Source organism: Streptomyces sp. NPDC046900, from assembly GCF_040644975.1.
Lineage (GTDB): Bacteria > Actinomycetota > Actinomycetes > Streptomycetales > Streptomycetaceae > Streptomyces.
The window spans coordinates 71,212-85,654 of sequence record NZ_JBEYXD010000014.1 but is presented as its reverse complement, the minus strand read 5'-3'; the positions used below and the strand labels follow the sequence as shown (position 1 = coordinate 85,654).

The window sequence follows — 14,443 nt, the reverse complement described above, 5'->3', positions numbered from 1 at the left end:
AGGGCTGCCCCCCGTGAACCGAGCTCTCCCCGACGTGCGGCTGCGCGTTCCCACCGACGAGGACGCCTTCGCCTGGCACCGGGTCTTCGACCACCCCGAGGTCATGGAGTTCCACGGCGGCCGCGCCGCCGAGCTGTCCGTCTACGAGGAGCTCACCGCCCGGCAGCGCAGACACGACGCCGAGCGCGGCTTCTGCCTGTGGACCGTGCTCGACGGCACGGGCGACGTCGTCGGCTTCACGGGCGCACAGCCCTGGCCGGGCGAGTGGGGGCCGAAGGGCGAGATCGAGATCGGCTGGCGGCTCGGGCGGGAGCACTGGGGCAAGGGGTACGTCACCGCGGCCGCGCTCGTCACGCTGGAGCGGGTGCGCGCGGCGGGCGTTCCCGGGGTCGTGGCGATGGTCATGGCCGCCAACCAGCGGTCGATCGCCGTCACCCAGCGCCTCGGCATGGAACTGGCCGAGGTCTTCCCGCACCCGCGGCTCGGCGATCCCGCGCACTGCTACCGACTTACCCTGTGACGCCCGGTAGCCGACTGTTACAGAAAGACACGTGACGCTTCCGGGTAGCACCCTCGGCCGGTTACCCTTCCAGTACCGCTGGGGGTGACATCTGTGCCTATAACACCCAAAACACCCGAAGTGCGCGTACCGCGGCTGGTCGGCCTGATGGCGATGGACGCGCGCGAGGCCGCCGCCAAGCAGGGCGTCATGCTTGCCGCGCCCGACCGGCCGGACTTCCACCGAACCGTCCTCGACTACGTCGTACGCCAATATCCCCTGCCTGGCGTCGAGGTGCCGCGCGGCGCGGTGGTCACCGTGTGGTTCGACCTCAGTGAGGGCGAGGGCGGGGGAGGCGCCGGGGTCCGCGAGCCACGGCTGCCCATCCCGCCACCGGGCGGGGTGCGCCGCGAACTCAGTGAACCGGGCGACGCGTTCGAGGTGCTCCGGTGAACTGATGGACCCGGTTGCGCGGTGCCCGCCGGGTCCGCGCCGCCTGGTCCCGTCAGTCCGCCTTGAAGCCGCGGTGCAGGGCGACGATCCCGCCCGAGAGGTTGCGCCAGGCCACCTTCGACCAGCCCGCGGTGCGCAGTCGCTCCGCGAGGGCCGGCTGGTCGGGCCAGGCACGGATGGACTCGGCGAGGTAGACGTACGCGTCGGGGTTGGACGACACCGCGCGGGCCACCGGCGGCAGCGCGCGCATCAGGTACTCGGTGTAGACCGTGCGGAAGGGCGCCCAGGTCGGGTGCGAGAACTCGCAGATGACGACCCGCCCGCCGGGCTTGGTCACCCGGTACAGCTCGCGCAGCGCGCCGTCGGTGTCCTGCACGTTGCGCAGCCCGAAGGAGATCGTCACCGCGTCGAACACGTCGTCCTGGAACGGCAGCCGGGTCGCGTCACCCGCCGTGAACGGCAGCCAGGGGTGCCGCTTCTTGCCGACCTGGAGCATCCCCAGCGAGAAGTCGCAGGGGACCACGTATGCGCCGGTACGCGTGAAGGGGAGCGACGAGGTCGCCGTACCCGCCGCGAGGTCGAGGACCCGCTGCGCGGGGCGGGCGTCGACGGCCTTCGCGACCTCCTTGCGCCACACCCGGTCCTGGCCGAGCGACAGCAGGTCGTTGGTCAGGTCGTACCGTTCCGCCACGTCGTCGAACATCGAGGCGACTTCGTGCGGCTGCTTGTCCAGGGATGCGCGGGTCACGGTGCCCATTGTGGCAGTAGGGGCCGGGCGCGACTCAGGCGCCCGGCCCGTAGGCGGGTCTCGCGGCCCTCGGAGGGACCTACGGGAGCAGCCCCGGTCTCCCCCTCGCGGTCACGTCCTCGGCCCGGCCCACGAGCGGGATCGCCCTCCGGATCAGCACCCAGCCGACGCCGTACAGGAACCATCGGCTGTCCAGCGGCAGCCACTTCTCGAAGGCGGGCACGTTCCAGAGCCGGTCGATCGGCGCGCCAAGCGCGATGAGGGGTTTTCCGACGCCGGCGGCCGGGCTCGACGTCAACGGCGCCGGTGCACGAGCCGCCCGGCGACGACCGTCGCCACGCAGTTGCCGGCTCCCCGTGCGGTGAGCGCGGCCTCGTCCGGGACGCCGAAGACGGCGAACGTGGCGTCCTGGCCGTGCGGGGCGTCGGACGGAAGCGGACGCACCATCGCCTCTGCCAGGCTCCGTCCGGCCAGCGGGTCGAGGGACGGCGGCCCGGCGGGACGCTCGAAGCGCCCCTCCTGCGCCAGCCCCGCTCGCTGCACGGCGTCCACCACGGCGGGCCGGGACAGCTGCCCGGCCACGGCGACCGTCCCGTGGGCGAGCATCCGCTGCACACCGCGCCGCGCGCTCGCACCCCACCGGGCGTCGCCCAACGCCAGTGCCACGAGGGCCTCGCCGGCGATCGGTTCGGTGCCCAGTTCGCCGGCCTCGCGGGGATCGGGATGGTAGGCCTGCTCCAGCAGTTCGGGCCCGTACGGATTCACCAGGCCCGGGGCGATGAGCCCCGGCCAGCGCCGCACCCGGGCCGCCGGATGCGCCGCCGCCAGTTCCTCGTACGGGCCGACGGCCGCGCACGTCCTGCCGTCGACGAGGATCGCGCCGCCCGCCAGGGCGGGCCGCCGGTCCCCGGTGACCAGAAGGCCGGCGGTGTGGATCGTCAGCACGCGCGCCCTAGTTGGACGCGAGCAGCTTCAGCTCCGGGTGGGCCGTACCGCCCTCGATCGCCGTCGACGAGATGTGGGACATGACCCGCTCGTCGACCGGGTCGTGCGCCGGGTCGTCGTGCACGACGAGGTGCTCATAGGTCGTGGAGCGCTGTGCCGGGACCCGGCCCGCCTTGCGGATCAGATCGATGATCTCCAGCCGGTTGGAGCGGTGCTTGGCACCGGCGGACGAGACCACGTTCTCCTCGAGCATGATCGAGCCGAGGTCGTCCGCGCCGTAGTGCAGGGACAGCTGGCCGACCTCCTTGCCGGTGGTCAGCCACGAGCCCTGGATGTGCCGGACGTTGTCGAGGAAGAGGCGGGCGATCGCGATCATCCGCAGGTACTCGAAGAGGGTCGCCTGGGTGCGGCCCTTCAGGTGGTTGTTCTCGGGCTGGTAGGTGTACGGGATGAAGGCCCGGAAGCCGCCCGTGCGGTCCTGCACGTCGCGGATCATCCGCAGGTGCTCGATGCGTTCGGCGTTGGTCTCGCCCGTGCCCATGAGCATGGTGGAGGTCGACTCGACGCCCAGGTTGTGCGCGGTCTCCATGATCTCCAGCCAGCGCTCACCGCTCTCCTTCAGCGGGGCGATGGCCTTGCGCGGCCGCGCCGGGAGGAGTTCGGCACCGGCGCCGGCGAAGGAGTCCAGGCCCGCGGTGTGGATGCGGGTGATGGCCTCTTCCACCGTCACGCCGGAGATCCGCGCCATGTGCTCGACCTCGGAGGCCCCCAGGCTGTGGATGACCAGCTGCGGGAAGGCGTCCTTGATGGCCCGGAAGTGCTTCTCGTAGTACTCGACGCCGTAGTCCGGGTGGTGGCCGCCCTGGAACATGATCTGTGTGCCGCCGAGTTCGACCGTCTCCGCGCACCGGCGCAGGATGTCGTCGAGGTCGCGGGTCCAGCCCTTGGCGGTGTCCTTCGGAGCCGCGTAGAAGGCGCAGAACTTGCACGCCGTCACGCAGACGTTCGTGTAGTTGATGTTGCGCTCGATGATGTACGTCGCGATGTGCTCGACACCGGCGTAGTTGCGGCGGCGTACGGCGTCGGCCGCGGCGCCCAGCGCGTGCAACGGGGCGTCCCGGTAGAGGACGAGCGCTTCTTCGGGAGTGATCCGACCACCGGCGGCGGCGCGGTCGAGGACGGCTGTGACATCAATGGGCGTGAGGTCGGCCTTCTCGGTCACCGGGCGTCCCTTTCGTAAGGGTTGTGGACGGACCCAAGGGTCGTGGACGGACCGAACCAGCCTACGCCAGAGGCTTTCGGGGACCTGCGTCAGGCCGCGTACGCGCCGGTCAGCAGCCCGACCAGGGCGCCCGCGATGAGAAACGGCCCGAACGGGATCGCCGTGCGCCGCCCCGCGCGCCGCACCACGACCAGCCCGAGTCCGTACAGCCCTCCGAAGAGGAACCCGGCGAAGGTCCCGAGCACCACGGTGGGCCAGCCGTACCAGCCGAGCACCGCACCGAGCCCGAGCGCGAGCTTGACGTCGCCGAAACCCATGCCGTTCGGGTTGACGAGGAACAGCAGGAAGTAGGCGCCGCCGAGCACCGACGCGCCGAGGAGCGCGGTGAGCCAGCGCCCCGCGTGCTCGGGCAGGGCCGCCGCACCGGCGAGCAGGCACAGGGCGAGGACCGCGAACGGCAGGGTGAGCACATCCGGCAGCCGCTGCACCCGGAAGTCCACGATCGTCAGCAGCACGCCGACGGGAGCGAGCAGCAGCCAGACGAACAGTTCGGGGCGGGTGCCCGTGGCGAGCGCGAGCCCGGCGCAGACCAGCGCGGTGACCGCGCAGACGAGTACGGTCGCGGGGCCGTAGGACCGCCCGTCCGCACAGCGCGCCCGGCCGACCCATCCGCCGATGGGATGCCCGTCCGGGCATCGGTCCCGCCACGGCTGCTCCGGCTCGACGGAGAGCCGGTAGGCGGCCCGGGGCAGCAGCGCGCCGGCCGCCGCGCCCCACAGCGCGGCACCGGGGGCCAGCCAGAGGTCCAGATCCACGCCGACAGGGTAAGCGCCGCCGCCCGGGCCCGACTCGGGGAAGCGGCGGACTACTTGACCTTCGCCATGCGCGATGTCGGGTTGCCGGCGTCCGAGTTGTCCGTCTCGAAGTCGAGGCCGGTGCCGACCGGGGTGAGCCGCACCTCGTGCCGTCCGGTCGTGCACGTCGACGGGTTGGACTTCTGGGCCACGCTCGTGGCGACGAGCTGCCGGGCCGAGGCCCGCTTCAGCAGCAGTACGTCGTCGCAGATACCGCCGAGCTGGTCGGTGGAGCGGAAAGTGCCGATCTCCTCGCCGACACCCGCCTGCCGGAGGGTGACGCGGAAGGTGCCCGCCGGCAGCGCGCCGCCGAGCGCGAGGGCATCGCCCTCCCAGGTGCCCAGATACGCGGCGGGCACGGCTCCCGGCCCCGTGCTCTGACCGGCCGTGGGGGCGCCGTTGCCGACCGCTCCGTCCTTGCCCGAATCGGCCTTGTGGAGCAGCCCGGGCAGCAGGACCGATCCGACCGTGACCGCGGCCAGCGCTCCGGCCACCGCCAGCGCGACCGTGCAGCTCATGCGCCGGCCGCGGCCGCCGGTTCCCGGCACCGACGTCGCGGCGACGCTCATGGAGACCTTCCCCCCGGCGTCCGTGGGGGGCACGGCGTCCTGCGGCTGCGGCTGTGCCTCGCGAGGGTGAGGTATCGGAGGAGCGGTCATCTCGGGCGGTGGGCCGAAGACCCCGGCGGGCCGCGGCCCGGACGACCCGTCCGTCAGAGGCGCCCGGGGCCCGGCCGGAGCACTGTCCGCCACCGCCGCGGCCACCGACGACTCGGCCACCGCGGCCTTGCTGAACCCCACCGGCCCCGAGGGTGCCGCCTCCCCCGCCTCCAGGTTCAGCAGTTGTACGGCCTTGCGGCTGACCTGCTCCACGAGCGGGCCCGGCAGCCAGCCGGCCGCCACCAGAGGGGCCGCGCCCTCGGGGGCGAGCCGCCCGGCCACCTGCTCCGGTGCGGGGCGCGCCGCCGGGTCCTTGGCGAGGCACGCGGCCACCAGTTCCCGCAAGGCGCCTTCGAGGCCGTCCAGTTCCGGTTCCTCGTGCACGACCTTGTACAGCAGCGCCGCGGAGGAGTCGCCGGAGAAGGGGGACTGCCCGGTGGCCGCGTACGCCAGGACCGCGCCCAGCGAGAAAACGTCCGCCGCGCCCGTGACGCCCTTGCCGAGGATCTGCTCGGGCGACATGTAGCCGGGCGAGCCGATGGAGACACCCGTGGAGGTGAGCGATGCCGTGCCGTCGATGGCGCGCGCGATACCGAAATCGATGAGGACCGGGCCGTCCAGGGTCAGCAGGACGTTCGACGGTTTCACGTCCCGGTGGACCAGGCCCAGGCCGTGGACCGCCGTCAGGGCCTCCGCGAGCCCCGCGCCCAGGGCCCGTACCGAGGCGAGGGGAAGTGGTCCGCCGTCCGTCACCGCCGCGGTCAGGGACGGACCCGCCGCGTACCCGGTCGCGACCCAGGGCACCGGGGCCTCCGGGTCCGCGTCCAGGACCGGTGCGGTCCAGGCGCCCCCGACGCGCCGCGCGGCGTCCACCTCCCGGCGGAAACGGGCGCGGAACTCCTCGTCCAGGGCGAAGTGCGGATGCACCACCTTGACCGCGACGGTGCGCCCGCCCGTACTGCGTCCCAGGTAGACGCGACCCATCCCACCGGAGCCCAGCCTGCCGAGCAGCCGGTACGGCCCCACGACGGCGGGTTCACCGGCCTCCAGCGACTGCATGGCGGCCCCCCTCCCCCTATGACTCCCAGCAGGGTAGCTCTCGCCGGGTCCGCAGACCGGGTCCGGCGGCACCGGGCCCGGTGACAACTTCCCTACGACTGGAGGAGCTTGACCTGAACATCGGCCGGGAAGCCCGTCGTCGGCCCGACCCGGCGCGCGAACTCGGCGACCGCCGCCAGCTGAGGGTCGCCGAAGCGGAAGTCCAGCGTCGTGAAGTACTTCTCCAGCACCTTCTCGTCGAAGGCCTCCCAGCGGGCCGCCTGCTCCGCGACCTTGCCGACCTCCTCGAGCGACAGGTTGCGCGAGGACAGGAAGGCCTCGTGCACCTGGCGGGTGATGACCGGCTCACGCTCCAGGTAGTCGCGCCGCGCCGCCCACACCGCGAAGACGAACGGCAGGCCCGTCCACTCCTTCCACAGGGTGCCGAGGTCGTGCACGGCGAGGCCGAAGCGCGGCCCGTCGTGGAGGTTGGCGCGCAGGGCGGCGTCGCCGATCAGCACCGCGGCGTCGGCCTCCTGCATCATCAGGCTGAGGTCGGGCGGGCAGGTGTAGTAGTCCGGCGTCACCCCGTACCGCTCGGCGAGCAGCAGCTGGGCGAGGCGTACGGAGGTGCGCGAGGTGGAGCCGAGGGCGACGCGGGCGCCGTCGAGCTGGTCCAGCGGGACCTGGGAGACGATCACGCAGGACATCACGGGGCCGTCGCAGCCGACCGCGATATCCGGGAAGGCGATCAGGTCGTCGGCGTTCTTGAGGAACTCGACGAGGGTGATGGGGCCGATGTCGAGGTCGCCCCGCACCAGCCGCTCGCTGAGCTTCTCCGGGGTGTCCTTGGTCAGCTCGAAGTCCAGCAGGGTGCCGGTTCTCGCGAGCCCCCAGTACAGGGGCAGGCAGTTCAGGAACTGGATGTGGCCGACGCGCGGCCGGGTGCGAGAATTGTCCACATCGCGAGACTAGACCCCGTGCGGTAGCGTGCTGGGCCCAGGGTCCGCGAGTGGCTTCGGAAACGCCCCGGTCTCCTGGTGTCCACCTCGGCGACTACGATGAGCCACGGCGATGTCAACCCCGCTCACCACCCGTTGAAACCTTCGGGTGAAGTGATCTTGACCTCTATTGCTTTCGGCTGCCTGCGTGCTAGGCTCGCCGCAAGTTGCAGTTTGGTTTCCTTGCAGTACAGAGCCTGCGGAGCATGTAACCGCGGGCTCTCGTCGTTTTCAGACATATGCAGTTGTGCGGCGCTTCAGTTTTCACACTTGCAGGTTCTGGAGCAGGGCAACCCTTTGGGCCCAAGGAGGGCTTATGGCTACCGGAACCGTGAAGTGGTTCAACGCCGAAAAGGGCTTTGGCTTCATCGCCCAGGAAGGCGGCGGCCCCGACGTCTTCGTCCACTACTCCGCGATCAACGCGAACGGCTTCCGTTCGCTCGAGGAGAACCAGCAGGTCAGCTTTGACGTGACCCAGGGTCCGAAGGGCCCGCAGGCGGAGAACGTCACGGCCATCTGAGTCTCCGGTCTCGGAGTTTCGGTCTTCGGTTCCAGGCCTTCGGCTCTCTGAGCCCGAGTGCTTTGATCCGGAACGGACAGCTTTACCCAAGGAGCCCCGCGCGCCATCCGGCGCAGGGGGCTCCTGCTTTTTTGCGCCGGTCCACTTTCCTGGTACGCCGGACGGCGTGGTTCACCCGGACGGAGCACCGCCGGTGGGTCCCTTTCGCCAGGATCGGTGACGCTGCCCGGCCGGCCACACTGGGGCGTTGGGCGGACACCCATACGGATGGCTTTCGCGTGGTGGACCCGACCGGCAAGGCGAGATGCCCATGAGGCGGCCGCGAGTATGCACACCCGTTCGGGTGACTTCGCCCGGTGACGCTGACGGTGGGCAGGCCTGTGCGGCACCCCGCGCATTCACCCCATGGGGTGAATGCGCGCAATGGACGGGGCGCCCTTCCGGAGCCGCCGAGCGCGGCGGCGGACACGCGACGAGCGTCGGACCGTGAGCCCGGCCGCCGCCCTACCAGGCCACGGGCAGCTCGAGCGGGAAGCGCCGGATCGTCTCCGTGTCCCAGCGCACGTCCTCCGGGGCCACCGCGAGCCGCAGACCCGGGAACCGCTCCACCAGCCGCCCGATGGCCACCTCCAGCTCCGCCATCGCCAGCGGGACGGCGATGCACCGGTGCCCGCCCCAGCCGAAGGTCATGTGCGGCGCCAGGGGACGCTCCGGGTCGATGACGTCCGGGTCCGTGTAGCGCTTGGGGTCGCGGTTCGCCGTCAGGTACGACACATGCACGAACTCACCCGCCCGGATCCGCACCCCCTCGATCTCCACGTCCTCCAGTGCCACCCGGGGAATGCCGACCCCCTTGCGGAAGGGGATGACCCGCAGCAGCTCGTTCAGGACGTCCGTCAGGGTCTCCGGCCGGTCGCTGAGATGCTGCAACAGTTCGGGGCGGGTCAGCAGGAGATAGGAGATGTTGCTGATCTGGCAGGTGGCCGTGTCCTGACCGCTCAGCACAAGGGTCAGCGCCATGACCGCCAGTTCCTGGTCGTCGAGCACGTCGTCGCCGTCCTTGGCGGCGGCGAGCGCGCTGATCAGGTCGGGGCCCGGAGTGCGCCGCCGCTGTTCGACCAGTTCGCCGAAGTACTCCCGCAGCGCGGCCTTGGCTCTCGCCGCGGTCTCGCGGCCCTCCGGGCCGGTGGCGAGCAGCTGGTGCGCGTACTTCTGCATCCGGGGCCAGTCCTCGCGGGCGATCCCGAGGACGTCGTAGATGGTCTGCTGAGGAAGCTGGTTCGACAGATGGTGGACCAGGTCCGCCGGCGGCCCCTGCTCGGCCATCTCTTCGAGCAGGGTGTCCGCGAGCCGGACGATCCTCTGCCGCATCAGCTCGACATGCCGCTTGGCGAAGCCCTGCGATGCGAGCCGGCGCAGCCGGGTGCTGTGCGGCGGATCGATCACGTTGATCGACTCGGGGGAGACGATGGGCTCCGGTGTCAGCCTCGGATAGTCGGATCCCATGATCCCCGCCCGGCTGAACCGGTGGTCCGTGGTCACCTGCCGTACGCCCTCGAACCCGGTGACCAGCCAGGCCTCGGCGTCACCGTACGGCAACCGGATGCGGGTGATGGAGTCGCGGGCCATGAGAGCCGCGAGCGCGGGGTCGAAGTCCAGACCCTCGCTGAAGTCGAACGGACAGGTGATTGCTTCGCCGCTTGCGGTCATCGCGCTGTTCTCCGTTTCCCTCCGCCTTCGTCGCTTCTTCATGCATAAGCCCTTTTCACCCCGTATGGCTGTCCGGATTCCTCCGGATATGCCAGTCGGAGCGCAGGGATGCCAAGGACGACGAAGGCCGGAAGCGGATGGCGGACCGTTCCCCCGTTCGGGTCGTCAGTCGACCGAGACGGGCACCGGCAGGACGTTGGTGGCGTTCACGGCGGTGCGCAGCCCCCGGGCGAGGCGGACCGCGTCGCCCACCGCCCAGAAGTGGACGAAAAACAGCCGGGGCTCGTCGGTCAGGCCGTGGTTGTGCAGTTCGACGAGCTCGGCGCCGGCCCGCCTCAGGGCCACGAGAACGTCCTGCACCTCCCCGGCGATCATGGCGCAGTCGCCACTGATCGCCGCCCGGCCGCCACCCAGCGGCTGGAAGTTGAGCGCCGTGGTCGACCCGAGGCCCGGCGGCAGGATCATATGGCCGTCGGTGATGACCTCTCGGCGGATGAACGTGTTCTTGTAGATCCCGTCGTCGTGGGCGCCCTTGACGCCCAGTGCGGCATCGATGCCCGCGGTGTCCAGGTCGACGGGCCGCGGCGGGACGGCCTGCGGCCGCGCCGGGGGCGGAGTGCCGGTGCGGTCGAACGCCGCGCGCAGGCCCCGGGCGATGGACACCGGGTCCCGGCCGTGCGCATGGACGTGGATCCACCAGATGTCCGGGGACTGGGAGAGCAGGTGCTTGTGGATGGCGGTCTGCTCGATCCCGTGCTCGTACAGGACGTCGCTGTAGGGCTGCAACTCGTCCTCGGTGACCACCACGTCGCCCATCAGCAGCGTTCCACCGTCGGCGTACCGGACGAAGGACACGTGCGACCCGAGGGCGAGTGCCGGCTTGACGACGACGCCGTGCGAGACCACCGAGAGGTCCCGGCGCGGCAGGCCCGTGTGGTACATCAGGTCGCGCTTCATGTCGCCCTGCCGGCCCAGCACGTGGGCCACGTCCCGCCAGTCCGACAGGGCGGTGCGCGCCGGTGCGACCGGCCCCTCGTGTCTGTCCTCAGTCGTTCCGGCGGACAGGGCGCACGCGGGGGTCGCCCCGCCCAGCAAGGGCGCCAGGGCAGCCGCGGCGAGCATCCGCCGCCGCGACGTTCGGGTGTCCTGCTGTCGGTCCTCAGCCATCATGTGATCCTCCCTGACCGGATGGAACCACGGGGGGCTGCGGACGGCCGCCAGCGCCGCCATCCCTGCGGCCGGGCGGGTGAACCGCTCGTCGGCGATCGGGTGACACCTCCGGCACCCGGTCAGCGGGCAGCGACGGACCTACCGCGCGTACAACTGCTCCACCTCTGCGGCGAAGTCCCGCATGACCGCCATCCGGCGCAGCTTCATCGACGGAGTCAGATGGCCGGCCTCCTGCGTGAAGTCCACCGGCAGGACGGCGAAGCGGCGGATCGACTCGGGGCGCGAGACCAGCTTGTTGGTCTCGTCCACAGCGCGCTGCAGGACCGCGTGCAACTCCTCGTCGTCCAGGAGGAGTTCCGGCGGCACCGGATGCTTGCCGCGCATCTGGCGCCAGTGGACGATGCCCTCCGGGTCCAGCGTGATCAGGGCGCTCACATACGGGCGGCCGTCGCCGAGGACCATGCACTGGGAGATCAGGGGGTGGGAGCGCAGCCAGTTCTCCAGCGGGGCGGGGGCCACGTTCTTACCCCCGGCGGTGATCAGGATCTCCTTCTTCCGGCCGGTGATCGTCAGATAGCCCTCGTCGTCCAGACGGCCGATGTCTCCCGTGGGGAGCCAGCCGTCCGGGCTGGCAGGGACCACCCCGCCGCCATGGGGGTCCCAGTAGCCCCGGAACACCTGTCCGCCGGCGAGCAGGATCTCGCCGTCCGCGGCGATCCGGACCCTGGTGCCGGGCAGCGGCCAGCCCACCGTTCCGAGGCGGGGCCTGAGCGGGGGCGTCACCGTCGCCGCGCCGGTCGTCTCGGTCAGGCCGTAGCCCTCGAAGATCTCGATGCCCGTGCCCGCGTAGAACGCCGCCAGCCGCTGTCCCAGAGGGGAGCCACCGCAGATGACATGGCGTACGCGGCCGCCCAGGGCGTTCCGGATACGGCGGTAGACCAGGGGGTCGTACAGAACGCGGGCCGCCTTCAGGGAGCGGCTGGGTCCGGAGCCCGTGCCGTGCTGACGGGCCTCCAGCGCCTCGCCGTAGCGGCGGGCCACGCTCGCCGCCCGGTCGAACAGGGCCGCGCGGCCGCTGCGTTCGGCCGTGGCCCGCGCATTGTTGAAGACCTTCTCCAGCATGTACGGGATGACCAGCAGGAAGGTCGGGCGGAAGCTCGCCAGGTCCGCCAGCAGGTCCTCCGCCTGCAGGCTCGGAGCGTGCCCGAGGCGCACCCGTGCGCGGATGCAGGCGACCGCCACCATCCGGCCGAAGACGTGTGACAGCGGCAGGAACAGCAGGGTGGAGGGCTCGTCACCGGTCGTCGTCGCCTTGAAGACCGGGTGGAGCAGTTCGATCGCGTTGTCCACCTCCGCCAGGAAGTTGCCGTGCGACAGCGCACAGCCCTTCGGGCGGCCCGTCGTGCCCGAGGTGTAGATGATCGTGGCCAGGGTGTCCGGGCCGAGGACGCCCCGGCGTACGACCACCTCCTGGTCCGGCACCGACGCGCCGTGCTCCGCGAGGCGCTCGACGTGCCCCTTCTCCATCACCCACACATGGTGCAGATCGGGCAGCCGGCTGAGTTCCGGGCCGAGGGCCGCCGCCTGGCCGACCGTCTCCGTCACCAGGGCCACCGCGCCGGAGTCCTGGAGGATCCAGCGGGTCTGGAAGACCGACGAGGTGGGGTAGACCGGAACCGTGACCAGGCCGGCCGCCCAGGCCGCGAAGTCGAGCAGCGTCCACTCGTAGGTGGTGCGGGCCATGATCGCGATCCGGTCGCCCGGCATCAGGCCCTCGGCGATCAGCCCCTTCGCCACGGCCAGTACCTGGTCGGCGAACTGAACCGCCGTCACCTCCGTCCAGCCGCCGTCCGGGTCCCGGCGGCTGAGGACATGGTGGCCGGGCATCTCGGTCGCGTTCTCGAACGGCAGGTCGGCGAGCGAGCCATGGCTCACCGGCGGCACCAGCGGAGGTACGTACACCTCCCGCACCTGGCCGTTCAGCCGCCGTGTCTGCGGCTCGACGAGCACCGGGCCGCCGTCGTGGTCGAGATCGAGGGGAGCGAAGGCGACGGGTGCGGACGAGTACGAGATGGGCATGGGGCAGCTCCTGGGGACTGCGGCTGTGCACTGCTCTGCCGTATCGGGTACGCACAGCGCGCACCGATCCGTTCATCGGCGGAGCGACTCGCTGTTACCGCCGGTCAGAACCGCGATCGTACGGCCCGCACGTGGGGACTTTGTGCGGGTTCCGGGATGGTCTGGGGCCGGGGCTGTGCAGCCTCCTCCCCCTTGACTGTCAGGGGCGTTCGAGGATCGCCGTGACCCCCTGTCCGCCGGCCGCGCAGATCGAGATCAGACCGCGGCCCGGGGCGTCGCGCTCGGCGAGGAGTTCGGCGAGCGTCGCCACGATCCGGGCGCCGGTCGCGGCGAAGGGGTGACCGGTGGCCAGGGAGGACCCCGTGACGTTCAGCCGGGCGCGGTCCACCGGTGCGAGACCCTGCTTCTCCCAGGCGGCCAGCGTCGCCAGCACCTGGGAGGCGAACGCCTCGTGGATCTCGACGAAGTCGAAGTCCTCGATGCCGTACCCTGCCTTGTCCAGCATGCGGGGCACGGCGTGGGCCGGCGCCATCAGCAGCCCGTCCGGGCCGCCCGCCACGTCCCCGCCGGCGAAGTCGACGGCAGCGGTCTCATACGCGGTCAGATACGCCCGCGGCTCAAGGCCCCGCTCCCGCGCCCACTCCTCGCTCGCGAGCAGTACGACGGCGGCCCCGTCCGTGAGCGGCGTCGAATTGCCCGCCGTCATCGTCGGGTTCGGGCCGCCGGTGCCGAACACCGGCGCCAGACGGGCGAGTTTCTCCGGTGTCGAGTCGGGGCGGAGGTTCTGGTCCCGCTCCAGGCCGCGGAAGGGAACCACCAGGTCGGCCAGGAAGCCCCGCTCGTACGCCGCCGCAAGCCGCCGGTGGCTCGTGGCCGCCAACGCGTCCTGGGCCTCGCGGGTGATGCCCCACGCGCGGGCGGTGACGGCCGCGTGCTCCCCCATGGACAGGCCGGTGCGCGGCTCGGCGTTGCGGGGGATGTCGGGAACCAGATGACCGGGCCGGATCCTGGCCAGCGCCTTCAGCCGGGCACCGGGCGACGGGGCCCGGCGGACCTCCAGCAGGATGCGGCGCAGCGCGTCGTTCACGCCGAGGGGCGCGTCGCTGGTCGTGTCCGCCCCGCCCGCGATCGCGGACTCGGTCTGCCCCAGGGCGATCTTGTTGGCGGCGGCGATCACTGCCTGGAGGCCGGTGCCGCAGGCCTGCTGGATGTCGTACGCGGGCGTGCGGGCGTCCAGACGCGAGCCCAGCACGGTCTCGCGGGCGAGGTTGAAGTCGCGGCTGTGCTTGAGCACGGCTCCGGCGACCAACTCGCCCACGGCGCCCGGGCCGTCGAGCCCGTACCGCTCGACCAGCGCGTCCACCACCGCGGTCAGCATCTCCTGGTTGGAAGCGGTGGCGTACGGACCGTCGGAACGGGCGAAGGGGATGCGCCTGCCACCGACCACGGCGATCCGCCGCACCTCACCGATGTGGAGGGAACTGCTCATCTCGACCCGCTCCTCGCGCGCCCGGCTAGCCTTACCCCGGGTAACCTTACTCCAGA

13 protein-coding genes and 1 pseudogene are annotated in these 14,443 nt (G+C 71.5%); 3 read left to right on the top strand and 11 right to left on the bottom strand.

The window, feature by feature from the left end; translation table 11 throughout:
• Positions 1–13: 13 nt before the first annotated feature.
• Positions 14–520, top strand: a complete 507-nt coding sequence (locus ABZ904_RS16765; RefSeq protein WP_359395212.1) for a GNAT family N-acetyltransferase — start codon at positions 14–16, stop codon at positions 518–520.
• A 120-nt stretch (positions 521–640) separates the two neighbouring features.
• On the top strand, positions 641–952 hold the full coding sequence (locus ABZ904_RS16760) for a PASTA domain-containing protein (protein WP_361823869.1): 312 nt from the start codon (positions 641–643) through the stop codon (positions 950–952).
• A gap of 52 nt (positions 953–1,004) precedes the next feature.
• Here the strand turns inward: ABZ904_RS16760 and ABZ904_RS16755 are convergent, their stop codons facing one another.
• The 7 genes and pseudogenes from ABZ904_RS16755 to ABZ904_RS16725 all read right to left on the bottom strand — a co-directional run bounded on the left by ABZ904_RS16755 (position 1,005) and on the right by ABZ904_RS16725 (position 7,380).
• Positions 1,005–1,700: a demethylmenaquinone methyltransferase gene (locus ABZ904_RS16755; RefSeq protein ID WP_360990299.1), complete on the bottom strand. Its 696-nt coding sequence runs from the start codon at positions 1,698–1,700 to the stop codon at positions 1,005–1,007.
• A 79-nt stretch (positions 1,701–1,779) separates the two neighbouring features.
• A pseudogene (locus tag ABZ904_RS16750) lies at positions 1,780–1,944 on the bottom strand (acyltransferase); the annotation flags it as partial.
• A 50-nt stretch (positions 1,945–1,994) separates the two neighbouring features.
• Positions 1,995–2,645, bottom strand: coding sequence for a hypothetical protein (locus ABZ904_RS16745; protein ID WP_361823866.1), 651 nt, complete (start codon positions 2,643–2,645; stop codon positions 1,995–1,997).
• Positions 2,646–2,652: 7 nt separating this feature from the next.
• Complete coding sequence (gene mqnC, locus ABZ904_RS16740) at positions 2,653–3,867, bottom strand: cyclic dehypoxanthinyl futalosine synthase (protein WP_359395205.1); 1,215 nt, start codon at positions 3,865–3,867, stop codon at positions 2,653–2,655.
• Between the two features lie 89 nt (positions 3,868–3,956).
• Positions 3,957–4,682 (bottom strand): A24 family peptidase, encoded by a 726-nt coding sequence (locus tag ABZ904_RS16735; RefSeq protein WP_360990292.1) that lies wholly within the window; start codon positions 4,680–4,682, stop codon positions 3,957–3,959.
• A 50-nt stretch (positions 4,683–4,732) separates the two neighbouring features.
• Positions 4,733–6,439 carry a serine/threonine-protein kinase gene (locus ABZ904_RS16730; RefSeq protein ID WP_360990289.1) on the bottom strand — a complete coding sequence of 569 codons (1,707 nt, stop codon included), beginning with the start codon at positions 6,437–6,439 and terminating at the stop codon, positions 4,733–4,735.
• Between the two features lie 92 nt (positions 6,440–6,531).
• Positions 6,532–7,380, bottom strand: coding sequence for a menaquinone biosynthesis protein (locus tag ABZ904_RS16725; protein WP_359395199.1), 849 nt, complete (start codon positions 7,378–7,380; stop codon positions 6,532–6,534).
• Between the two features lie 355 nt (positions 7,381–7,735).
• Here ABZ904_RS16725 and ABZ904_RS16720 point away from each other — a divergent pair, with 355 nt between their 5' ends.
• Complete coding sequence (locus ABZ904_RS16720) at positions 7,736–7,939, top strand: cold-shock protein (RefSeq protein ID WP_043442843.1); 204 nt, start codon at positions 7,736–7,738, stop codon at positions 7,937–7,939.
• 504 nt (positions 7,940–8,443) lie between these two features.
• Here ABZ904_RS16720 and ABZ904_RS16715 read toward each other — a convergent pair.
• The 4 genes from ABZ904_RS16715 to ABZ904_RS16700 all read right to left on the bottom strand — a co-directional run bounded on the left by ABZ904_RS16715 (position 8,444) and on the right by ABZ904_RS16700 (position 14,387).
• Positions 8,444–9,649, bottom strand: coding sequence for a cytochrome P450 (locus tag ABZ904_RS16715; protein ID WP_360990286.1), 1,206 nt, complete (start codon positions 9,647–9,649; stop codon positions 8,444–8,446).
• A 165-nt stretch (positions 9,650–9,814) separates the two neighbouring features.
• Positions 9,815–10,819: a DUF1259 domain-containing protein gene (locus tag ABZ904_RS16710; protein ID WP_359395195.1), complete on the bottom strand. Its 1,005-nt coding sequence runs from the start codon at positions 10,817–10,819 to the stop codon at positions 9,815–9,817.
• Between the two features lie 138 nt (positions 10,820–10,957).
• Positions 10,958–12,898, bottom strand: a complete 1,941-nt coding sequence (locus ABZ904_RS16705; RefSeq protein WP_360990282.1) for a long-chain fatty acid--CoA ligase — start codon at positions 12,896–12,898, stop codon at positions 10,958–10,960.
• A 199-nt stretch (positions 12,899–13,097) separates the two neighbouring features.
• Positions 13,098–14,387 carry an acetyl-CoA C-acetyltransferase gene (locus tag ABZ904_RS16700; RefSeq protein WP_360990279.1) on the bottom strand — a complete coding sequence of 430 codons (1,290 nt, stop codon included), beginning with the start codon at positions 14,385–14,387 and terminating at the stop codon, positions 13,098–13,100.
• Between the last annotated feature and the right edge of the window lie 56 nt (positions 14,388–14,443).